Origin of the sequence: Phytopseudomonas argentinensis (assembly GCF_900113905.1) — a bacterium.
Lineage (GTDB): Bacteria > Pseudomonadota > Gammaproteobacteria > Pseudomonadales > Pseudomonadaceae > Aquipseudomonas > Aquipseudomonas argentinensis.
In genome coordinates this window covers 75,474-96,851 of record NZ_FORC01000005.1, presented here as the reverse complement: position 1 = coordinate 96,851, position 21,378 = coordinate 75,474, and the positions used below count along the sequence as shown (strand labels likewise).

At 63.6% G+C, this 21,378-nt stretch carries 21 protein-coding genes; 11 read left to right on the top strand and 10 right to left on the bottom strand.

Going from position 1 to position 21,378, the window contains the following annotated elements:
- Positions 1-185: 185 nt before the first annotated feature.
- On the top strand, positions 186-1,751 hold the full coding sequence (locus tag BM154_RS21010; protein ID WP_074889004.1) for a TerC family protein: 1,566 nt from the start codon (positions 186-188) through the stop codon (positions 1,749-1,751).
- Positions 1,752-1,814: 63 nt separating this feature from the next.
- Here the strand turns inward: BM154_RS21010 and mscL are convergent, their stop codons facing one another.
- Positions 1,815-2,228: a large-conductance mechanosensitive channel protein MscL gene (gene mscL / locus BM154_RS21005; RefSeq protein WP_070886103.1), complete on the bottom strand. Its 414-nt coding sequence runs from the start codon at positions 2,226-2,228 to the stop codon at positions 1,815-1,817.
- 284 nt (positions 2,229-2,512) lie between these two features.
- Here mscL and BM154_RS24240 point away from each other — a divergent pair, with 284 nt between their 5' ends.
- Together BM154_RS24240 and BM154_RS20995 are read left to right on the top strand one after the other, a co-directional pair.
- Positions 2,513-2,767 (top strand): DUF465 domain-containing protein, encoded by a 255-nt coding sequence (locus tag BM154_RS24240; protein WP_074889002.1) that lies wholly within the window; start codon positions 2,513-2,515, stop codon positions 2,765-2,767.
- Between the two features lie 78 nt (positions 2,768-2,845).
- Positions 2,846-3,082: an HP1242/YdcH family protein gene (locus BM154_RS20995; RefSeq protein ID WP_074888999.1), complete on the top strand. Its 237-nt coding sequence runs from the start codon at positions 2,846-2,848 to the stop codon at positions 3,080-3,082.
- Between the two features lie 140 nt (positions 3,083-3,222).
- Here the strand turns inward: BM154_RS20995 and BM154_RS20990 are convergent, their stop codons facing one another.
- Positions 3,223-3,708, bottom strand: coding sequence for a GNAT family N-acetyltransferase (locus BM154_RS20990; protein ID WP_074888997.1), 486 nt, complete (start codon positions 3,706-3,708; stop codon positions 3,223-3,225).
- Between the two features lie 137 nt (positions 3,709-3,845).
- Here BM154_RS20990 and radA point away from each other — a divergent pair, with 137 nt between their 5' ends.
- Positions 3,846-5,213, top strand: coding sequence for a DNA repair protein RadA (radA, locus tag BM154_RS20985; protein ID WP_074888995.1), 1,368 nt, complete (start codon positions 3,846-3,848; stop codon positions 5,211-5,213).
- A gap of 107 nt (positions 5,214-5,320) precedes the next feature.
- On the top strand, positions 5,321-5,491 hold the full coding sequence (locus BM154_RS24235) for a hypothetical protein (RefSeq protein ID WP_167364716.1): 171 nt from the start codon (positions 5,321-5,323) through the stop codon (positions 5,489-5,491).
- A 117-nt stretch (positions 5,492-5,608) separates the two neighbouring features.
- Here the strand turns inward: BM154_RS24235 and BM154_RS20980 are convergent, their stop codons facing one another.
- The 3 genes from BM154_RS20980 to BM154_RS20970 form a co-directional block, all read right to left on the bottom strand.
- The gene (locus BM154_RS20980; RefSeq protein ID WP_074888992.1) at positions 5,609-5,980 is read right to left on the bottom strand and encodes a PilZ domain-containing protein; all 372 of its coding nucleotides are present in this window, start codon (positions 5,978-5,980) and stop codon (positions 5,609-5,611) included.
- A 343-nt stretch (positions 5,981-6,323) separates the two neighbouring features.
- Positions 6,324-6,950 (bottom strand): response regulator, encoded by a 627-nt coding sequence (locus BM154_RS20975; protein WP_074888989.1) that lies wholly within the window; start codon positions 6,948-6,950, stop codon positions 6,324-6,326.
- On the bottom strand, positions 6,947-8,320 hold the full coding sequence (locus tag BM154_RS20970) for a cache domain-containing protein (RefSeq protein WP_074888985.1): 1,374 nt from the start codon (positions 8,318-8,320) through the stop codon (positions 6,947-6,949). The genes BM154_RS20975 and BM154_RS20970 overlap by 4 nt, the downstream gene beginning before the upstream one ends.
- Before the next feature lie 248 nt (positions 8,321-8,568).
- Here BM154_RS20970 and BM154_RS20965 point away from each other — a divergent pair, with 248 nt between their 5' ends.
- The 3 genes from BM154_RS20965 to yjiA all read left to right on the top strand — a co-directional run bounded on the left by BM154_RS20965 (position 8,569) and on the right by yjiA (position 11,893).
- Positions 8,569-10,650: a carbon starvation CstA family protein gene (locus tag BM154_RS20965; protein ID WP_074888983.1), complete on the top strand. Its 2,082-nt coding sequence runs from the start codon at positions 8,569-8,571 to the stop codon at positions 10,648-10,650.
- Positions 10,640-10,843 (top strand): YbdD/YjiX family protein, encoded by a 204-nt coding sequence (locus BM154_RS20960; protein ID WP_073267317.1) that lies wholly within the window; start codon positions 10,640-10,642, stop codon positions 10,841-10,843. The genes BM154_RS20965 and BM154_RS20960 overlap by 11 nt, the downstream gene beginning before the upstream one ends.
- Before the next feature lie 84 nt (positions 10,844-10,927).
- Positions 10,928-11,893 (top strand): GTPase, encoded by a 966-nt coding sequence (gene yjiA / locus BM154_RS20955; protein WP_074888980.1) that lies wholly within the window; start codon positions 10,928-10,930, stop codon positions 11,891-11,893.
- Between the two features lie 1,084 nt (positions 11,894-12,977).
- Here the strand turns inward: yjiA and rpoD are convergent.
- From rpoD to rpsU, 3 genes are all read right to left on the bottom strand, one after another.
- Entirely contained in the window at positions 12,978-14,825 is a 1,848-nt protein-coding gene (gene rpoD, locus BM154_RS20950; RefSeq protein WP_074888977.1) for an RNA polymerase sigma factor RpoD, read from the bottom strand.
- Positions 14,826-14,892: 67 nt separating this feature from the next.
- Positions 14,893-16,869 carry a DNA primase gene (dnaG, locus tag BM154_RS20945; RefSeq protein WP_074888975.1) on the bottom strand — a complete coding sequence of 659 codons (1,977 nt, stop codon included), beginning with the start codon at positions 16,867-16,869 and terminating at the stop codon, positions 14,893-14,895.
- A gap of 130 nt (positions 16,870-16,999) precedes the next feature.
- The gene (gene rpsU, locus BM154_RS20940) at positions 17,000-17,215 is read right to left on the bottom strand and encodes a 30S ribosomal protein S21 (protein ID WP_003290642.1); all 216 of its coding nucleotides are present in this window, start codon (positions 17,213-17,215) and stop codon (positions 17,000-17,002) included.
- Positions 17,216-17,421: 206 nt separating this feature from the next.
- On the opposite strand from rpsU, the gene tsaD reads away from it, so the two are divergent.
- The gene (gene tsaD, locus BM154_RS20935) at positions 17,422-18,447 is read left to right on the top strand and encodes a tRNA (adenosine(37)-N6)-threonylcarbamoyltransferase complex transferase subunit TsaD (RefSeq protein WP_074888971.1); all 1,026 of its coding nucleotides are present in this window, start codon (positions 17,422-17,424) and stop codon (positions 18,445-18,447) included.
- Between the two features lie 156 nt (positions 18,448-18,603).
- Here the strand turns inward: tsaD and plsY are convergent, their stop codons facing one another.
- Positions 18,604-19,173, bottom strand: coding sequence for a glycerol-3-phosphate 1-O-acyltransferase PlsY (plsY, locus tag BM154_RS20930; protein WP_074889259.1), 570 nt, complete (start codon positions 19,171-19,173; stop codon positions 18,604-18,606).
- A 74-nt stretch (positions 19,174-19,247) separates the two neighbouring features.
- Between plsY and folB the strand changes: the two genes are divergently transcribed.
- Both folB and folK read left to right on the top strand, forming a co-directional pair.
- Entirely contained in the window at positions 19,248-19,604 is a 357-nt protein-coding gene (folB, locus tag BM154_RS20925) for a dihydroneopterin aldolase (RefSeq protein WP_074888968.1), read from the top strand.
- Positions 19,595-20,122 carry a 2-amino-4-hydroxy-6-hydroxymethyldihydropteridine diphosphokinase gene (gene folK / locus BM154_RS20920; protein WP_074888965.1) on the top strand — a complete coding sequence of 176 codons (528 nt, stop codon included), beginning with the start codon at positions 19,595-19,597 and terminating at the stop codon, positions 20,120-20,122. The genes folB and folK overlap by 10 nt, the downstream gene beginning before the upstream one ends.
- Here the strand turns inward: folK and BM154_RS20915 are convergent.
- A complete protein-coding gene (locus BM154_RS20915) occupies positions 20,119-21,354 on the bottom strand; it encodes a multifunctional CCA addition/repair protein (protein WP_074888962.1) in 1,236 nt (411 codons plus the stop codon). The genes folK and BM154_RS20915 overlap by 4 nt on opposite strands.
- Positions 21,355-21,378: the final 24 nt, after the last annotated feature.

The window sequence follows — 21,378 nt, the reverse complement described above, 5'->3', positions numbered from 1 at the left end:
GACGATCGCCCTCGCCACTATGGACGAGGGCGTTACTTCCCAAAGGCAGCACCGCCCGGTGCCTGCCTCGCGTGCAGCAGCGTGCTGCGCATACTTCCCGTCAGTCGAGCCTTCACGAGCCTGCTTCACGCATGCACGTCGCGATCGGCTGCCTTCGTTTTCCCCTTGAGAGAGCTACACACTAAATGGAATGGATGGCTGATCCGACGGCCTGGTTAGGCCTGTTGACCCTGATCGTCTTGGAAATCGTCCTGGGCATCGACAACCTGGTGTTTATCGCCATCCTCGCCGACAAGCTGCCGCCCGAGCAGCGAGATCGTGCGCGGGTCATCGGCTTGAGCCTGGCGCTGATCATGCGCCTGGGCCTGCTGGCCAGCATGGCCTGGCTGGTGACCCTCACCGATCCGTTGATCGAGGTATTCGGCAAGTCCTTCTCGGGGCGTGACCTGATCATGCTGTTCGGTGGTGTGTTCCTGCTGTTCAAGGCCACCATGGAGCTGCACGAACGCCTGGAGGGTCGCGTGCATCAGTCAGGTGGTGCGCGTACCTACGCCAAGTTCTGGCCGGTGGTGGCGCAGATCATCGTGCTCGACGCGGTGTTCTCGCTGGATGCAGTGATCACCGCAGTGGGCATGGTCGAGCACCTGGAAGTGATGATGATCGCGGTGATCATCTCCATCGGCCTGATGATCGTCGCCAGCAAGCCGCTGACCGCCTTCGTCAACGCGCGCCCGACGGTGATCATGCTGTGCCTGGGCTTCCTGATGATGATCGGCTTCAGCCTGACCGCCGAAGGCCTGGGCTTCCACATTCCGAAAGGTTACCTGTACGCGGCCATCGGTTTCTCGATCCTCATCGAGCTGTTCAATCAGGTCGCCCGTTCGCGCCGCAAGCGCAGCCTGCAGGGCCAGCGTGGCCTGCGTGACCGTACCGCCCATGCGGTGATGCGCATGCTTGGCGGCAAGGTACAGGCCGACGAAGTGGGTGAGGACATCGCCGATATGCTCGAGGGCGAGCAGGGTGAAACCGCGCTGTTCGACCGCCGCGAGCGGGTGATGATCAGCGGCGTGCTGAACATGGCCGAGATGTCCATCCAGAAGGTCATGACCGACCGTATGGAAGTCGACAGCATCAACCTCGACGACGACCCGGAGAGGATCCAGCAGGCGCTGCTCGACTCGCCGCATTCTCGCCTGGTGGTGACCCGCAACGACTCCCCTGAGGAGCCCCTGGGTTACATCCACAAGAAGGAGCTATTCAAGGAATTGCTCAAGGGCCAGCAACCGGACATCGAGAGTCTGGTGCGGGCGCCGATCAACCTGCCGGACAGCTCCAGCGTGCTCAGCGCGCTGGAGCAGATGCGCCAGGGGTCCACCCACGTGGCCTTCGTGGTCAACGAGTTCGGGGGGTTCGAGGGCCTGCTGACCCTCACCGACATTCTCGAAGCCATCGCCGGCGAACTGCCGGATGCCAGCGAAGTGGATGGCCCTGATGTCGAGGAAGTGGACGACGGTTACCGCGTCAATGGTGCGGTCAACCTGGCGGTGTTGCGCGAGCGGATGAACTTCGCCGCCAAGCCGACCGACGACTACCAAACCCTGGCCGGCCTGGCCATGAGCCTGCTCGACCGCCTGCCGCTGATCGGCGACAAGGTCGAGTACCTGGGCTGGGAGCTGACAGTGATCGAAGTCAAGGAGCGCCGCATCACCCGGGTGCTGCTCAAGCCGGGCAGCAGCGAATCCGTTGCCTGACCTGAACCTGATATGAAAACGGCGCCCTGAAGGCGCCGTTTTCTTTCCTGAGCCGCTACTCGGTCAATCCTTGTGCTGCTGGTTCTTGAGCAGGTCACGGATTTCCGTCAGCAGCACTTCCTGGGTGCTGGGCGCTGGCGGCACCGACGGCGCCACGGCTTCTTCACGCTTGAGACGGTTGATCGCCTTGACGCCCATGAAGATGGCGAAGGCGATGATGATGAAGTCGATCACCGTCTGGATGAAGCGCCCGTAAGCCAGTACCACGGCCGGCAGGTCACCTTCGGCAGCCTTGAGGGTGATGGCCAGGTCGGAAAAGTCCACCCCACCGATCAGCAGCCCGAGGGGAGGCATGATCACATCGCCGACGAAGGACGAGACGATCTTGCCGAAGGCCGCGCCGATGATGATGCCGACCGCCATGTCGACGACGTTGCCCTTGACCGCGAAGGCCTTGAATTCGTTGATGATGCTCATGTGCAACCCCCTGGATTTGATTCGTGCGCTGAAGTGTAAAGCACCGCCGCTGGTCTGCCATGCGCTGGCGCCTGACCGATGCTAGGTGTGTGACTGCGCAGTGCCAGGATCGTCCGAATTTATTACCGCGGGTTACCTTGGATGGCGTGCCGAGGGGGCTCTGCCGCGCGGCTTGCGGGCCGCTCGACAGGTGGCAGTATGGCGGGCCGGAGGCGTTGACTAGGGTCAACGGCCACTGCCTTGCGCCCGACTACAGTGCGCCTATCCCCCTACGGAGCACCGCCATGCATATCGACTACAGCGCCCAGACCGACACCGCCCCGCTGCTGGGCGGCAACCTTGCCTACAGCGCACTGGTGGAGCAGCACGATGACGTCGACCGGCGCATCGCGCGCATCGAAAGCGGCCTTGAGCGGCCCGATGGATTGAGCCTGGCTGCTCTCAAACTGCGCCGTTCCGCCCTGCGTGAGGATCTCGCCAGGCAGCAGCGCAAGGCCCAGGGCGGTTGCTGCAACTGCGGCAACAACTGCGGCGGCTGATGCAGTTCGTCGGGCGGCCGTGCTGGCGGCGGTGGACTGCGGTCAATGCATCATCACCCCAACAGAGAGGAGCGCCCCATGACCGCCGAGCACAATCTGCGTGAAGAGTTTCGTGAGTACGGCGACGCGCTGACCGAGCGTCGCAAGAGCAACCCTGGATTCGACGGGCTGGTGGGCCGCTATCAGGATCTGGACAAACGCATCGTCGATCTCGAATCCGGTAACCAGTCCTTCGATGACGAAACCCTGGGCCGTCTGCGCCGCGAGCGCGTGTTGCTCAAGGACAAGATCGTCCAGGAACTCACTGACCGCTGAATACCCAGCCGTCATGCAGCGCTGCGCTACTTAGGATCTTCGTCACCGGTTTCCTGGGTAGCGCCTCGCTCGGCTGCTAGATCCAGCCTTCTGTAGCCCGGGTGTCGCGCCCGAGCTTTTTCGGGGTTACCGGCCAATTCTCAGGCCTGCACCACAAAGCGTTGCAACCCTGGCTCGTCGCCATCGCCATCCAGCTCGCGCACCTTGCACGGCAGCTCGCCGAGCACCTGCCGACAGAACCTGCTTGCCAATTCGTCCTGTCGATAACAGCACACCAGCCAGCGGCGCCCGTTGCTGACCGTCTGTTGCAGTACGGCGCGGCCGATACCCTGGCGCCGGTATTTCTTGAGCAGGAACAGATCGGCGAACTCCATGGTAGCGATGCCCTGATCCTCGCAGGTTTCCAGCAGCAGAAAGCCCGCGATGAAGCCGTCGACCAGGATCAGCTGCGCGCTCCAGCCTGGATCCTGCCAGTAACGCTGCAGGTGCGCCTCGTGCACGTAGAAGCGCCCATCGACCTCGATATCCTCCTGCTCCCAGTCCGACGACTCGTAGGCATAGAACTGGTAGAGATTGGCAAGCAGCGGCTGCTGCTCGGCGCAGGTGGGAGTGAGCTCGATGGACATCGCAGGTCTCGGGTCTGGGAAACGGCGCATTATCGGCTTCGCGTGCCCGGCGGCGATAGCCTGTGCCCGAAGGTCTGTAAATTTATCCAGTTGTTCGGTATCGTTTCGACCTTCATCGATCAGGCAGGACGACCCCCATGGCCAGGGCCAAACGCTTGTACGGCTGCACCGAGTGCGGCGCGACCTTTCCCAAGTGGGCCGGCCAGTGCGGCGAGTGCGGCGCCTGGAACACCCTGACCGAAACCATGATCGAAGCCGGCGGCGCCGCTGCGCCCAGCGGTCGAACGGGGTGGGCCGGGCAGCAGGCACAGTTGAAGACTCTGGCCGAAGTCAGCGTCGAAGAGATGCCGCGCTTTTCCACCGCTTCGGCGGAACTCGACCGGGTGCTCGGCGGCGGCCTGGTCGACGGCTCGGTTGTGCTGATCGGCGGCGACCCGGGTATCGGCAAGTCGACCATCCTGCTGCAGACCCTGTGCAACGTCGCCCAGCGCTTTCCGGCGCTGTATGTCACCGGTGAGGAATCCCAGCAGCAGGTGGCGATGCGCGCCCGGCGCCTGGGCCTGCCGGAAGACAAGCTCAAGGTGATGACCGAAACCTGCATCGAAAGCATCATCGCCACCGCCCGCCATGAAAAGCCCAAGGTGATGGTGATCGACTCGATCCAGACCATCTTCACCGAACAATTGCAATCGGCGCCCGGCGGCGTCGCCCAGGTGCGCGAGAGTGCCGCGCTGCTGGTGCGTTTCGCCAAGCAGAGCGGCACGGCGATCTTCCTGGTCGGCCACGTGACGAAGGAGGGCGCGCTGGCCGGCCCGCGGGTGCTCGAACACATGGTCGATACCGTGCTGTATTTCGAGGGCGACCCAGACGGCCGCCTGCGCCTGTTACGTGCGGTGAAGAACCGCTTCGGGGCGATCAACGAACTGGGGGTGTTCGGCATGACCGACAAGGGCCTCAAGGAGGTCAGCAACCCCTCGGCGATCTTCCTCACCCGCGCCCAGGAGGAGGTGCCGGGCAGCATCGTCATGGCCACCTGGGAAGGTACCCGGCCGATGCTGGTGGAGGTGCAGGCGCTAGTCGACACCAGCCACATGGCCAACCCGCGCCGGGTGACCCTCGGCCTGGATCAGAACCGCCTGGCCATGCTGCTCGCCGTGCTGCACCGCCACGGCGGCATTCCCACCTATGACCAGGACGTGTTTCTCAACGTGGTCGGCGGTGTGAAGGTGCTGGAAACCGCCTCGGACCTGGCGCTGATGGCCGCGGTGATTTCCAGCCTGCGCAACCGTCCACTGCCCCACGATCTGCTGGTGTTCGGCGAAGTGGGCCTGTCCGGCGAGATCCGCCCGGTGCCCAGCGGCCAGGAGCGTTTGAAGGAGGCGGCCAAGCACGGCTTCAAGCGCGCCATCGTGCCCAAGGGCAATGCGCCGAAGGAGCCGCCAGCCGGGCTGCAGGTGGTCGCTGTGACCCGCCTGGAGCAGGCACTCGACGCCCTGTTCGAGTAGCTGCGGCGTTCTGCCGCTGCGGCCGGCGGGTGGCTATTGACCCACGTCAACCGTGGGGCAGGGTGCTAGTCGCAGGATAAAGGCGTACCCACAGAGGAGACGCCACCATGCTGCTGTTCTACGACATCATCGCCAAAGCCAGTTTCTCGCCGGTCGACCGCCTGGGTATCGAGCGCAGACGTCAGCCGCTTCTCGATAGGCTGCCGCGCCTGGTGAAGGCCCGCCGGGCCCGTCGTCGCGAAGCCGATGCGGCCTGCTGTGAATTCACCATTCAGTGACTGGCCAGGTGGCGGGCAGCTCTGACCACCGTCGTCAGCTGGCGGCGGCAGAGGCGCCCTTGCGATCAATAGGATAACGGCCGCATCCGTTTGCCTGGGCGGCCGTTTCTGCCGTGCTCAGCTGTCGTCTTCGCAGAGCGCCGCCAGCTCGCGCTCCAGCAGTTCCTCGTCGCCCAGGTTGAGTTCCACCAGGCGGCGCAGGTGGCTCATGGAGTCAAGGTCGATGTGGTGGCAGAGAAAGCCCAGCACCCGCTCTTCGCGGTGCACCAGTTCGACCTGCATGCTTACCTGCAGGTTATCGTCGAGGGCGATGCGCAGCAGGTAGTCCTGGCCGGTCTCGCCTTCCCAGTTCCAAGGCCGACGCACCAGCACGCCGCGAAACGAGATGTCGTGCAGCTCCACTTGCCAGCTCTGTTCGCCCTGAATGATCTCGGCGGGCGCGTCGAAGGCGATACGCTGGAAGCGCCGACGTTCGTGGTTGTCACTCATGGAAGCTGTCCTCAGTTGGTTTAGGGTCTGTTGCCGTTTCAACGCGAGCCGCGTTGTCGCGAGAAATCTCGCCAGGCTAGGCGGAGGACGCAGGGAATGGTTGTTCCCTTGCCAAGTCCTCCAACGACGCATGGCGAGATTTCTCGCACAACCCGCAGGGCCGGGTCCGTTTTGTCGCGATGCGGCGTTTCTCGCCGGCTCATTTAGCTAGCTAAACTTCGCGGCTCGTGCCTTACCTCGCGACAAAACGGACTCCGGCGCGGCCGTGCGTGAAACGGCAGCAGACCCTAGCCCACTATAGCCAAGCCGCGCGTCGCCGTCGCCGAATGCGCGCGGCCTGGCTTCAGGTTTGCGGCGCCCAGCCGTACTCCATGGCGTGTTTGACCAGGTCGGCAGGCTTTTCGATGTCCAGTTTGCGGCGAATGTTCAGCCGGTAAGTCTCCACGGTGCGTACGCTGATCGCCAGCTCGCGGGCCATGGCCTTGTTGTTCAGGCCTTGGGCCATCATCAGCAGCACCTGGCGCTCGCGTGGGGTGAGTTCGCCTTCCTCGGTGTCTTCCTGGGCCAGCTTGTGGGCCACGTCGCCGCTGTAGAACCGCCCGCCCACCGCCAGCACGTCGATGGCGGATATGATGTCCTGGGACGGCGCCTCCTTGAGCACGTAGCCCGAGGCGCCCATGCGCAGCGAGCTGCTCACGTATTCCTGATTGTCGTACATGCTCAGGATCAGCACCTTGGTGGCCGGGTGGCGCTTCTTGATGATGCCGGTCAGCTCCAGACCGTTGATGTCCTTCAGGCCGATGTCCATCAGCAGGATGTCCGGCTGTTCGCGGGCCACCAGTTCCAGCGCCTCGCTGCCACTGCCGGCCTCGCCAGCGATCTCGAAGTGCTCGACCATCGACAGCAGGGTGCGGATGCCTTCGCGCACCAGGATATGGTCGTCGACGAGGGCGATGCGAATGGTCTTCATGATTGCTCGGTCCGGAGTTGTTGCGCGTCGGCGGAGGGTAGCAGGGCGATGCTCAGAACGGTGCCGGAAGCATTGGAGGCGATGCTGAAGTCGCCGCCGAAGTGCTCGACCCGCTCGCGGATGTTGCGCAGGCCGATGCCGCCGCTCTGCTCGGCCTGGCGCGGGCTGAAGCCTGTGCCGTCATCGCTGATGCGCAGCTTGACCCGCCGATTGTTGCCGGTCAGTTGGATGGTCACCTGGCTGGCCCCGGCGTGGCGTTCGATGTTGGTCAGCGCTTCCTGAAGGATGCGAAACAGCGCCACGTTCATGTCATCGCTCAAGCGGGTATCGCCCAGGCTGTTGTCGTAGGTCACCCGTAGCCCACTGCGCTGCTCGAACTCGCTGGCCAGTTGGCCGATGGCCGAGGCCAGGCCCAGGGTGTCGAGGAGCGAGGGGTGCAGGTCGTGGGAGATGCGCCGCACCTCGCCGATCGCCCCGGCCAGGCGTTCGATGCCCTGGCGCAGGGTGCCGGCGGCGCTGGCCTTGCCGGCTTCCAGTTCGTGGGCGGCCAGCTCGAATTTGAACTTGATCGACACCAGCAACTGGCTGATGCCGTCGTGCAGCTCCCGCGACAGACGCGAACGCTCCTCTTCCTGGGAGGTGATGATGCGCTGGGTCAGCTGCTGCAGCTTGCGGTCGGCCAGGCGATGTTCGCTGACGTTGAGGGTCAGGCCGCTGGCGAATACCAGCAGCACGGCGATCAGCGCGACGACGGCGATTGCCAGCATGGTGGTGCGGATACCGCTGCCCACGTCATGGCGAACCTGGGCGATGGCGTTGTCGACGTCTTCCAGGTAGATGCCGGTGCCGAGCATCCAGCCCCAGCGCTCGAGCATGCTCACGTAGGCGAGTTTTTCGGCGACCTGGCCGGTGGAAGGCTTCTGCCAGCCGTAGCGCTGGAAGCCATCACCCTGGGTGGCGCTGCGGATCAGCGCCTGGATCACCAGCAGGCCGTGGGGGTCGGTCATGTTCCACAGGTCCTTGCCCACCAGCGTGGCCTGGCGCGGGTGCATCAGGCTCTTGCCGTTGCGGTCGTAGACGAAGAAGTACCCGTCGCTGCCGAAGTTGATGCGCTCGAGCAGGGCCAGCACCTGGCGCTTGGTCTCGTCATCGTCGCGGCCGCTTTCGTAAAGCGGCGCGATAGTGCTCAGGGCCATTTCCACATAGTGCTTGAGCTCGGCCTGCTTGCTGGCGAGGATACTGTGCTCGATGAGCTGGGCCTGCTGGTTGCCCAGGCGCTGGTTTTGGATAAGCACCAGCAGGCACACCACGGCGACGGCCAGGAGCATGGGCAGCAGGCTCAGGGCGACGATCTTGTGCTTGAGTTGCATGGGGCTCTCCGGGCTGCTGCGCCTGGCTGGGGTAGCGTGGTGGCTACGGCAGGCGGGCAGAGCATACACAAAGCTGCAGCGCCCGGCTGGCGCGATTTGGGCGTTTCTACGTAGTTCTACGTAGAAGTCCGTGGGTAGTTTTGCGAATTACTGCAAAGCATACTTATATGGATAGTTGCGGGGGCTCAACTGAGCACAACAATAACAATGAGCGTCGCAGGCCAAGGTTTGCGACCGGAGATGTCCAAATGACCAGAATGGCCAGCCATATCGCCTGGTTTGCGGTCGCGTTGCTGGGCGCCTTCGCGCTGGGCACCGTGGCGCTGAACCGCGGCGAGTCGATCAACGCCCTGTGGATCGTCGTAGCTGCCGTGGCGATCTACCTCGTCGCGTACCGCTACTACAGCCTGTTCATCGCCACCAAGGTGATGCAGCTCGACCCCACCCGCGCCACCCCCGCCGTGCTCAACAACGATGGCCTGGACTACGTCCCGACCAACAAGCACATCCTCTTCGGTCACCACTTCGCCGCTATCGCTGGCGCCGGCCCGCTGGTCGGCCCGGTACTCGCCGCACAGATGGGTTACCTGCCGGGCACCCTCTGGCTGATCGCCGGGGTGGTACTGGCCGGTGCGGTGCAGGACTTCATGGTGCTGTTCATTTCCACCCGCCGCAACGGCCGCTCCCTGGGCGAGCTGGTGCGCGAGGAAATGGGCCAGATCCCCGGCACCATCGCGCTGTTCGGCGCCTTCCTGATCATGATCATCATCCTCGCGGTGCTCTCGCTGATCGTGGTCAAGGCGCTGGCGGAAAGCCCCTGGGGCATGTTCACGGTGATGGCGACCATTCCCATCGCGATGTTCATGGGCATCTACATGCGCTATATCCGCCCGGGGCGCATCGGCGAGATTTCCCTGATCGGTGTGGTCCTGCTGCTCGGCTCGATCTGGCTCGGTGGCGTGATTGCCGCTGACCCGGTGTGGGGGCCGGCCTTCACCTTCACCGGCGTGCAGATCACCTGGATGCTGATCGGTTACGGCTTTGTCGCCGCGGTGCTGCCGGTGTGGCTGATCCTGGCGCCGCGTGACTACCTGTCGACCTTCCTGAAGATCGGCACCATCATCGCTCTGGCCATCGGCATCCTGGTAGTGATGCCCGAGCTGAAGATGCCGGCGCTGACCCAGTTTACCGACGGCACCGGCCCGGTGTGGAAGGGCACCCTGTTCCCGTTCCTGTTCATCACCATCGCCTGTGGCGCGGTGTCCGGCTTCCACGCGCTGATCAGCTCGGGCACCACGCCCAAGCTCCTGGCCAACGAAACCCATGCCCGCTACATCGGTTACGGCGGCATGCTGATGGAGTCCTTCGTGGCCATCATGGCCATGGTCGCTGCCTCGGTGATCGAGCCAGGCATCTACTTCGCCATGAACAGCCCAGCGGCGCTGGTCGGCTCCGATGTCCAGTCGGTCGCCGCCACGGTCAGCAGCTGGGGCTTCATGATCACCCCCGAGCAGCTCGAGGCGGTCGCCCGGGATATCGGCGAGAACACCATCCTGGCTCGCGCCGGTGGTGCACCGACCCTTGCCGTAGGTATCGCGCAGATCCTCCACAGCGTGCTGCCGGGCGAGAACACCATGGCGTTCTGGTACCACTTCGCGATCCTCTTCGAGGCGCTGTTCATCCTCACCGCGGTGGACGCCGGTACCCGTGCCGGGCGCTTCATGCTGCAGGACCTGCTCGGCAACTTCGTGCCGTCGCTGAAGAAGACCGAATCCTGGACTGCCAACGTGATCGCCACCGCCGGCTGCGTGGCGCTGTGGGGCTGGCTGCTGTACCAGGGCGTGGTCGATCCGCTGGGCGGCATCAACACCCTGTGGCCGCTGTTCGGCATCTCCAACCAGATGCTCGCCGGTATCGCGCTGATGCTCGGCACCGTGGTGCTGATCAAGATGAAGCGCGAGCGCTACGTGTGGGTGACCCTGGTGCCGGCCGTCTGGCTGCTGATCTGCACCACCACCGCGGGCCTGATCAAGCTGCTCGACCCCAACCCGGCAGTGGGCTTCCTGGCCCTGGCCAAGAAGTACCAGGCTGCGCTGGACGCCGGTCAGATCATCGCCCCGGCCAAGGACATCGGCCAGATGCAGCACGTGATCTTCAACGCCTACACCAACGCCACGCTTACCGTGCTGTTCCTGTTCGTGGTGCTGAGCGTGCTGTTCTACGCCATAAAGGTCGGTCGTGCCGCCTGGCGCAAGGAGCTGCGCACCGACCAAGAGGCCACCTATGAAGCGCTGCCTGCAGACGCGCCGGAGGTTGCCCGTGTTCAATGATCTCAGCCGAATGGGCAAGTACCTCGGCCAGGCTGCACGAATGCTGGTGGGCATGCCCGACTACGACACCTATGTCGAGCACATGACCAAGAAGCATCCGGACAAGCCGGTGATGAGTTACGAAGCCTTCTTCCGCGAGCGTCAGGAAGCACGTTATGGTGGTGGCAAGGGGCGGCCGATCCGCTGCTGCTGATATCACCTGGCGGGCCTGACGGCTCGCTTCAAGTACCACACGCCACGCCTCGTCGTGGCGTGTGTCTTTCAGAGGAATGCATTCATGTCCTTTTCCCCGATTCCGGTCACCGTGCTCAGCGGCTTTCTCGGTGCCGGCAAGACCACGCTGCTGCGTCATATCCTCAAGGCCGAACATGGCCTGAAGATCGCAGTGATCGAGAACGAATACAGCGAGATGCCCATCGACAGCCAGCTGCTCGGCAGCGAGCCGGTGCAGGTGATGACCCTGGCCAATGGCTGCGTGTGCTGCTCCATCCATGTCGAGCTGGAGAAGGCGCTGTTCGTGCTGCTGGAAAAGCGCGACAGCGGTGAGCTGGACTTCGACCGCCTGGTGATCGAGTGCACCGGGCTCGCCGACCCCGCGCCGGTGGCACAGACCTTCTTCGCCACCGAGGAGTTGTGCGAGCGCTACGTGCTCGACGGCATCATCACCCTGGTGGATGCCGCCAATGCCGAGCGCCACCTGCAGGAAACCATCGCCCAGGCCCAGGTCGGTTTCGCCGACCGCATCCTGCTCAGCAAGACCGATCTGGTCGACCAGGCTGCCCGCGAGGCGCTCACCGCGCGGTTGCAGCGCATCAACCGGCGGGCACCGATTCGCGTGGTGGAGCATGGGCGTATCGACCTGGCCGAGCTGCTCGACGTGCGCGGCTTCAACCTCAACGCCGACGTGGCGCCGAGCCTGCGGCCGGTACTGCCGGGCAAGAGCAGTGACCGAATCTCCACGCTGGTGCTGACCAGCGACAAGCCGCTGGATCTGGATCGGCTCAGTGGCTTCATGGAGACGTTGCTCGAGGAGCACGGCAATTCGCTGCTGCGCTACAAGGGCGTGCTGAGCATCGCTGGCGAAGACCGCCGTATGGTGTTTCAGGGCGTGCTGCGACTCTACGGCTTCGACTGGGACAGCGAGTGGGGCGCCGACGAGAAGCGCGAGAGCGTGATCGTCTTTATCGGCGACAACCTGCCGGAGGAGGCGATTCGCCAGGGTTTTGTCGAGGTGAATGGCTGAGATTTCCAGCATTGCTTGCGACGCTCGGTAGGCTAGCCGGCAAAAAGGGCAGGGCATGAAAAGGTTCTTCGCATTTTTAGGGGAATGTTTGGTTGATACCGGACTGGCAAACAAGTGTTAGCTGTCGACGACTTGGCACTTTCCATTGGCCCGCCGCCTGGACTATGGGTTTCGCCCCTTACGGGCGACTGACTTGATTCGCTGCGCTCACCCTTCAGGCCAGCCTGCGGCTGTTACTTCGCTGCGCTGCGTAGCTCTTGCTTGTGCAAAGAAAGTAAGCAAAGAAACACACCCCTGCATCCGGCCCCGGCTGCGCCGGGGTTCCCTCCTTTCATCACCGCTCCAGGGGCACGCCACGAAGGGCCATCCATGGCCCATCGTGGTTCTCGCGGCATCCATGCCGCTCAACCCCTTACACGGCGATTCCACTCAGCCTCCTGAAGGGGACTTGGGCGTCGTCCTGTGAGATCGCAGCTCGAGGGCAAAAGCAAAAACAGACGCCGCCGAGCTGGAGTCTGTGGAAATCTCGCAAGCTGGCGCTCCGGTCCCGTCAGGAGGCCGAAACGTAGCGAAGCGGAGTAACAGCCGAAGGCTGGCCCGTAGGGCGAGCTCAGCGAGTAGTGGAGGTGTCGTGTAGGGGGACGAGCCGCATGGATGCGGCGAGAGGCTTAATGGGCCAGGGATGGCCCATGTAAGCCGGCCCCCGGAGCGGCGCCGGAGCGAGGAAACGCAGCGAGGCGGAGTAACAGCCGAAAGGCTGGCCCGTAGGGTGAGCAGAGCGAATCAAGTTGAGCGTAGCGAAACCCGGATGTCGGGGTGCCCTTCTTTGGCACACCTTTCTTGGGCAAGCAAAGAGACGAAGCGAAGCGCAGTAACAGCCGCAGGCTGGCCCGAAGGGTGAGCGAAGCGAATCAAGGTGTGGCGCCCGTAACCCAAAGATTCAGTAGACGCGGTAATGGATGGGTGCGAAACCAGTAAGTAATACGCACACAAACTTGCCAGTCCGGTGTAATGCGAAAATGCGATGAACCATAAAAAATGCCGGTCAGCGCAAACTGACCGGCATTTTTTGTACCCGTAAACCTTACTCGTCGAGGAACGAGCGCAGGTGTTCGCTACGGGTCGGGTGGCGCAGCTTGCGCAGTGCCTTGGCTTCGATCTGACGGATACGCTCACGGGTGACGTCGAACTGCTTGCCCACTTCCTCGAGGGTGTGGTCGGTGTTCATGTCGATGCCGAAGCGCATGCGCAGTACCTTGGCTTCACGGGCAGTGAGGCCGGCCAGTACTTCGCGGGTAGCTTCCTTGAGGCTTTCCACGGTGGCCACGTCGATCGGGGACTGCATGGTGCTGTCCTCGATGAAGTCGCCCAGGTGCGAATCCTCGTCGTCGCCGATCGGGGTTTCCATGGAGATCGGCTCTTTGGCGATCTTCAGCACCTTGCGGATCTTGTCCTCGGGCATTTCCATACGCTCGCCCAGCTCTTCCGGGGTAGGCTCGCGACCCATTTCCTGGAGCATCTGACGGGAGATGCGGTTGAGCTTGTTGATCGTCTCGATCATGTGCACCGGAATACGGATGGTGCGGGCCTGGTCGGCGATCGAGCGAGTGATCGCCTGACGAATCCACCAGGTGGCATAGGTCGAGAACTTGTAGCCGCGACGGTATTCGAACTTGTCCACCGCCTTCATCAGGCCGATGTTGCCTTCCTGGATCAGGTCGAGGAACTGCAGGCCGCGGTTGGTGTACTTCTTGGCAATGGAGATGACCAGGCGCAGGTTGGCCTCAACCATTTCCTTCTTGGCGCGACGAGCCTTGGCTTCACCGATCGACATGCGACGGTTGATGTCCTTGATCTCGGCCAGGGTCAGGTCGCTTTCTTCCTGCAGGGCGATCAGCTTCTGCTGGCAGCGCTGGATATCGGCTTCCAGGTTGCCGATGGCTTCGGCGTACTTGGCTTTGCCCTTGGCCAGGCTGGCAGCCCAGCCCAGATCCACTTCGTTGCCCGGGAACAGGCGCAGGAAGTCGGCACGCGGCATACGGGCATCACGTACGCACAGCTGCATGATGGCGCGTTCCTGGCCGCGCAGGCGGTCAAGGGCGTCACGCACCCGTACCACCAGCGCGTCGTACTGCTTGGGCACCAGCTTGATCGGCATGAACAGCTCGGCCAACTGGCGCAGCTCTTCGATCGCCTGCTTGCTGTCGCGGCCGTGCTTCTTCAGTGCCTTCTTGGCGGCTTCCAACTGGTCGGCGACCGCCGTGAAGCGGCGCAGGGCCTCTTCAGGATCCGGGCCGCCATCGCCTTCTTCTTCCTCGTCGTCGCTGTCGCCGTCTTCCTCTTCATCGTCCTTGTCTTCGGCCTTGTCGTCGCTGGACGCAGGAACCGGAGCCGCGGCTTCGGCAGGCACGCTGCCGTCGTCCGGATCGATGTAGCCACTGAGCACTTCGACCAGACGGCCGCCCTCGGTGGTGACGCGGGTGTATTCGGCGAGGATGCTGTCGACGGTGCCCGGGAAGTGAGCGACCGCGCCCATGACTTCACGGATGCCTTCTTCGATCCGCTTGGCGATTTCGATCTCGCCTTCGCGGGTCAGCAGCTCCACGGTTCCCATTTCACGCATATACATGCGCACCGGGTCGGTGGTGCGGCCGATATCGGTCTCAACGGCGGCGAGAGCAGCGGCTGCTTCTTCAGCAGCGGCTTCGTCGGTGTCGGCCTCGGCCAACAACAGGGCGTCCGCATCCGGAGCACTCTCGAATACGTTGATCCCCATGTCATTGATCATGCGGATGATGTCTTCCACCTGTTCCGGATCGGATATATCCTCCGGCAGGTGGTCATTGACCTCCGCGTAAGTCAGGTAACCCTGCTCACGACCACGGCTGATCAATTCTTTCAAACGAGATTGCTGTTGCGCTTTTCCGGACATAACACCCTATCCACTTAAGGTCTTGGCGGGCTGAAAACAAGCCGAGGATTATACCTCAGCTCGGCGCTCAGGCGCCAGTTGGGGTCTTGCTGGGCGAGTTGAGGCTGCTGTAATGCTCGCGTAACAGGGCCTTTTCCTCGTCGGTGAGGTCGCTCGGGCTTTTCTGCATGATGCTGCGCAGAGCGGTTTCGCGTCGCCTGAGCGACTGACTACGGGCAAGTGTAGTTATGGTGTCGAAAAACTGCCGTTCAAGGTTGTCCCTGTCGATCAGCCATTCTTTTTCTGCCAATACCTTAAGCAGGCGACCCTGTTCGGTGCCGTGCCAGCGGGCGATCAACTGCAGCGAGCGCAGGTTCGGTTGCTTCTGCAGGGTACCTACCAGGGCCACCAGTAACTGGGCATAAGTGTCGTCTTCTGCGGCGAAGTTGCTGACATCCTCGACCTTCTGTGCCAGCTCGGGGTGGTGCAGCAGGCTGCGTAGGGCGCTCAGGTGCGGCGACTCCACGCTGACCGCGGTACGTGGCGGATGGTACTCGTCACGGCCTTTCTTCCATTTGCCGCCGTCTTTCTTCCATTCGCCTTTGCCCGGCTTTCTGGCGGGGCGCTCGAAGGCTTGGGCAGGTATCGCCTGTTCTTCATAGCCTTGTGGCGCGTCGTAGTAGGCGCTGTCCGGGAGGGCTTCGAAGGGCGGCAGGTGATTGTCGTGGCCTTGCTGGGCTGCGGGCGGTTGGCGTGTCGGGGCGGCCTGTGTCTGGCCCATGGTGCTGGCGTCCAGGCCGGTGATCTGGGTCAGGCGCTGGCGCATCAGGGCGCGCAGCGTGTTGCCGGGAATCTTGTCGATCAACGGTGCGGCCAGGGTGACCAGGTGCGCCTTGCCTTCCAGCGAGCGTGGGTCGGCTTCTTCGCTCAGTTGCTGGAAGAAGTAATCGGCCAGCGGCTGGGCGTGCTGGTGAATGCGCGCCTGGAAGGCGTCGGTGCCTTCGCTGCGTACCAGGGTGTCCGGGTCCTCGCCTTCGGGCAGGAACAGAAAGCGTGCGCGGCGGCCGTCCTGCAGATTCGGCAGGGCGGCTTCCAGGGCGCGCCAGGCCGCGTTGCGCCCGGCCTGGTCGCCGTCGAAGCAGAACAGCACGCTGGGTACCAGGCGAAACAGGCGCTTGAGGTGTTCTTCGCTGGTGGCAGTGCCCAGGGTTGCGACGGCGTTGCGCAGGCCCTGCTGGGCAAGGGCGATGACGTCCATGTAGCCCTCGACCACCATGATCTCGTCGAGGTTGCGGTTGTGCTTGCGGGCCTCGTACAGGCCGTAGAGTTCCTGGCCCTTGTGGAACACCGGGGTCTCCGGCGAGTTCAGGTACTTGGGTTTGTCGTCGCCCAGTACCCGGCCGCCGAAGGCGATCACCCGGCCGCGGCTGTCGTGGATGGGGAAGATGACCCGGTCGCGAAAGCGGTCGTAACGCTTGCCGCTGTCGGCATTCTCCACCAGCAGACCGGCATCGATCATCGCCTTGTGCTGCAGGCTGTCGCCGGCCAGGTGCTTGAGCAGGTTGTCCCAGCCCGGTGGGGCGAAACCGAGGCCGAAATCCCGGGCAATCTCGCCGGACAGACCGCGGCCCTTCAGGTACTCGACCGCGGCGCGGCGCTGCGGGTGGCTTTTCAGGGCCTGGCGGTAGAAGTCGGCAGCCGCCTTGAGCAGGGCGTACAGTGGTGAATCGGTAGCCTGGCGAGGCTTGCCGCCACGGCCGTTGTCCTCGCGCGGCACTTCCATGCCGGCGCGCTTGGCCAGTTCCTCGACGGCTTGCGGGAAATCCGTCTGGTCGTGGTCCATGACGAAGCCCAGGGCATTGCCGCCGGCGCCGCAGCCGAAGCAGTAATAGAACTGCTTGTCCGGGCTGACCGTGAAGGAGGGGGTCTTTTCCTTGTGGAACGGGCAGCAGGCGCTGTAGTTCTTGCCGGTCTTCTTCAGCTGGATGCGCGAACTCACCACGTCGACGATGTCGGTGCGGTTGAGCAGGTCATCGATGAAGGATTGCGGGATCAGGCCGGCCATAGACGCTCAGGGGTGTCCAGAAGAGTAACGGCACAAATGCAAAAACTCCGCCAGTTCGCCAGCAGGCGATGCGGAGTTCTTGACGATGATGCCCGGGCGAGCCGGGCATTCGGGCGCTGCGTGTACGCTATTAGTACAGGCGAACGCTGCGGCGCTGCTCGCGCTGCACTTTCTTGGCGTGACGCTTAACAGCGGCAGCGGCTTTACGCTTACGCTCGGCGGTCGGCTTTTCGTAGAATTCGCGGCTACGAACTTCGGCCAGAACACCGGCTTTTTCGCAGGAGCGCTTGAAACGACGCAGAGCTACGTCGAAGGGTTCGTTCTCTTTAACTTTGACGGCTGGCATCCAGGGCTACCTTCTTTATTACCGGAGGTTTGTGTCTTCCTGGCATCGGCACGGAAAGATCACAGGTTTTTAAGGGTTGCGGATGTTACCGCCTCGTCAAGCGGAATGCAAAGCCTCTGATCGAAAACCACTGGTCTGTGCCGCCGAGCGGCGATTATCATGCCGGCCTTTTACGCCCTGTGGGCTGTTTAATTCAAGGCGAAACCATGCTGGTGCTGGGATTGGAAACTTCGTGCGACGAAACCGGCGTCGCGCTTTACGACAGCGAGCGTGGCCTGCTCGCCGATGCGCTGTTCAGTCAGATCGACCTGCACCGTGCCTACGGCGGCGTAGTGCCTGAGCTGGCCTCGCGTGACCACGTCAAGCGCATGCTGCCGCTGATTCGCCAGGTGCTGGACGACGCCGGTTGCGTGGCCACCGATATCGACGCCATCGCATACACCGCCGGCCCCGGCCTGGTCGGCGCGCTGCTGGTCGGTGCCTCCTGCGCCCAGGCGCTTGCGTTCGCCTGGGACATTCCGGCCATTGGCGTGCACCACATGGAAGGCCACCTGCTGGCGCCCATGCTGGAGGATGCACCGCCGGCTTTTCCCTTCGTTGCGCTGCTGGTTTCCGGCGGCCATACCCAACTGGTGCGGGTCGATGGCATCGGCCAGTACCAATTGCTCGGCGAGTCGCTGGACGACGCCGCCGGCGAGGCCTTCGACAAGACCGCCAAGCTGATGGGCCTGCGCTATCCGGGTGGCCCGGAAATCGCTCGGCTTGCCGAACGCGGCACACCCGGGCGCTTCGTGTTTCCGCGGCCGATGACCGATCGCCCAGGCCTGGATTTCAGCTTCAGCGGTCTGAAGACCTTCACCCTCAATACCTGGCAGCAGTGCCAGAACAGCGGTGATGACAGCGAGCAGTCCCGCTGTGATGTGGCCTTGGCCTTCCAGCAGGCCGTGGTCGAGACGCTGACCATCAAGTGCCGCCGCGCGCTCAAGCAGACCGGCCTGAACAGCCTGGTGATCGCCGGTGGGGTGAGTGCCAATCGGGCGCTGCGCACGTCGCTCGAAGACATGACGGCAGCGCTGAAGGGCAAGGTGTTTTACGCACGTCCGGCATTCTGTACCGACAATGGCGCGATGATCGCCTACGCCGGTTGCCAGCGTCTGCTGGCTGGGCAGCATGAAGACCTGGCAATCACCGTGCAGGCCCGCTGGCCGATGGAGCAGTTGCCGGCGTTGTGAGGATTGGTGTGCTGGTGATGTGCGGGTGACGGGGCGGCTGAAAGCAGAAGCGGACATCGGCGCATTATCTGTGGAAGCGGCAACCGGCCGCTTTCGCCGCCATGCACCACTGTTTTTAATCGAAAGGTAAGCCTGCGCTGTCACGAGCAGACCAGATCAAAACTGCCGTTCGCGGCCCGCCCACAGATCACGTAGATTGCGCCGGTGCCGCCAGACGATCAGTCCGCTGAGCACGCACATCGGTAGCAGGGCAGCCGGGCGTTGCCAGGCCAGTAGCGGTAAGGTCATCGGTGCGGCGGTCAGCGCCGCCAGGGAGCTGGTGCGGGTCAGGCTGAAGGTCAGCAGCCAGGTGCACAGCGCCAGCAGCGCCGCCGGCGGGTAAAGCCCCAGCAGCATGCCGGCCGCGGTGGCGACGCCCTTGCCGCCACGAAAGCGAAAGTAGATCGGATAGAGGTGGCCGACTACCGCCGCAAGACCCAGCCAGGCTTGCTGGCGCAGGGTGAAATCAAGGTGGGCGGCGATCAGCACCGGCAGCAAACCTTTGAACAGATCGCCAATCAGCGTGAGAATGGCCAGGCGTTTGCCCGCCACCCTGAGCATATTGGTGGCGCCGGGGTTGCCCGAGCCGCTGGCGCGCGGGTCTGCCAGACCGGTCATGCGGCTGAGCAGGATAGCGAAGGACAGCGAGCCGAGCAGGTAGGCGAGGATCGCCAGCAGCCAAAACATGGTATCCATTCCGCGCCGGGGGATGGCCGATTCTAACGAGGTACGGCGAGCTTGTCGTGCCGTGGAGAGCATGCTTGGACACAGTGTTTATCGCAGGGCTGGAAGTCGACACCGTCATCGGTGCCTACGATTGGGAACGCACCATTCGCCAGTGCCTGCAGCTGGATCTATGGCTGGGCTGGGACAACCGGCCCGCTGCCCAGGATGACGACCTGAACAAGGCCTTGGACTATGCCACGCTGTCGACGCGCATCCAGGCCTTTGCCAGCGAGTCGCAGTTCATCCTGGTGGAGACCTTTGCCGAGCGCCTGGTGGCGCTGTTGATGAGCGAATTCGCCATACCCTGGGTGCGCTTGCGCGTTACCAAGCCGGGTGCCGTACCGGCAGCCCGTGGCGGTGTCGGTGTGGAGATCGAGCGCGGATGTCGCTAACGCCAATCCTGCTGGGCCTGGGCAGCAATATCGAGCGCGAAGCCCATCTGCGTGCCGGCCTCGATGCCCTGGCCGAGATCGTCACCGAGATGCGCTGCTCGCCTGTGTTCGAAAGCCTGGCGGTGGGCATCAAGAGCGGCCCGTTCTTCAACCTGGTGATCGCCGGCTACACGGCGTTGCCACTGACCGAGCTGGATCGGCGGCTGAAATTCATCGAGGCAGACAATGGCCGCTATGCGCCGGATCGCAAGGGTCTGCCCCTGGATATCGACGTATTGACCTACGGCGAGCTGGTCGGCAACTTCGACGGGCTGATACTGCCCCGCGTGGAGATCCTCAAGAACGCCTTCGTGCTCCGGCCGCTCGCCCTGTTGGTGCCCGAGGTCGAGCACCCGGGCGTGGGGCGCCGCTTCGCGGAGCTCTGGCAGGCGGCGCGGATCGAGCAGCAATTATGGCCGGTGCCTTTCCAGTGGCGTGGGGTGGAACTGACGCCACCTGACCTTTTGCCCTCACCCTAACCGGTTTTTTCGCGAGCCTGCTTGAAGCCCTTCAATACCGTCAGGCGCTCACGATTGAGCGCCTCGCCCAGCTCGGCGCCCTTGTAGCCGCGTTCCAGCAGCGGCTGCACCGCCACCTGACGTACCGCCGCCATGGCATCCAGCAGATAGGCCGCTTGAGGATACTCACGATCCTCCAGGCCATGACGACCGCGGGCATCCATTTCACACGCGGCGACAAAGGTTTCGAAGCGTTGCGGGCGACGGAATACGTCGAAGCGCTGCATCAGCTCCAGCAGCGTCGAGGCGCGCAGCTCAAGCGCCCGATGGGCGTGGGTATGAAATTCGCCCACCAGTTCGGCCAGCTCCTGACACTCTTTGGGCACCTTGCAACGGCTGTTGATGGCCTGAATCAGGGGGATGCCCCGATGTTCATGGGCGATGTGTCGCGGCCAGTCCGCAGGGTTGGTCCTGCCCTTGCCCACGTCATGCAGCAGGCAGGCCCAGCGCACGGGCAGTGGTTGCTGGTGCCTGGCGCACTGGCGCAGCACCGCCAGCACATGCTCACCGGTATCGATTTCCGGGTGATGGGCCGCGGGCTGCGGCACGCCAAACAGCGCGTCGACTTCCGGAAGCATGGCCGCGAGAGCGCCGCAGTCGCGTAGCACGCCGATGAACACGTCCGGGCGTGGCTCCATCAATGCCCGGGAGATTTCCTTCCAGCTGCGTTCCGGGGTCAGCGCATCCAGCTCGCCGGATTCGGCCAGCTGGCGCATCAGTTCGAGGGTTTCCGGCGCTACGCCAAAGCCCAGCGGCGCGTAACGCGCCGCGAAGCGCGCCACGCGCAGCACACGAAGAGGGTCTTCGGCGAAGGCCGGCGAGACATGGCGCAGTTGCCTGGCCGCCAGATCACGCTGGCCACCATAGGGGTCGATCAGATTGCCGTGTTGATCTTCGGCGATGGCGTTGATGGTCAGGTCGCGGCGGATCAGGTCTTCTTCCAGCGTCACCTCGGGGCTGGCGTGAAAGGTGAAGCCGCCGTAACCGCGACCGCTCTTGCGTTCGGTGCGGGCCAGGGCATATTCCTCGCCCGATTGCGGGTGCAGGAACACCGGGAAATCCGCGCCCACCGGGCGGTACCCCTGTTCCAGCATGGTTTCGGTGGTAGCGCCTACCACTACCCAGTCGACCTCGGTCACCGGGCGGCCGAGCAGGCGGTCGCGCACGGCGCCGCCGACTTTGTAGATCTGCATATAGAGTCTCCGTCATGCGCAGAG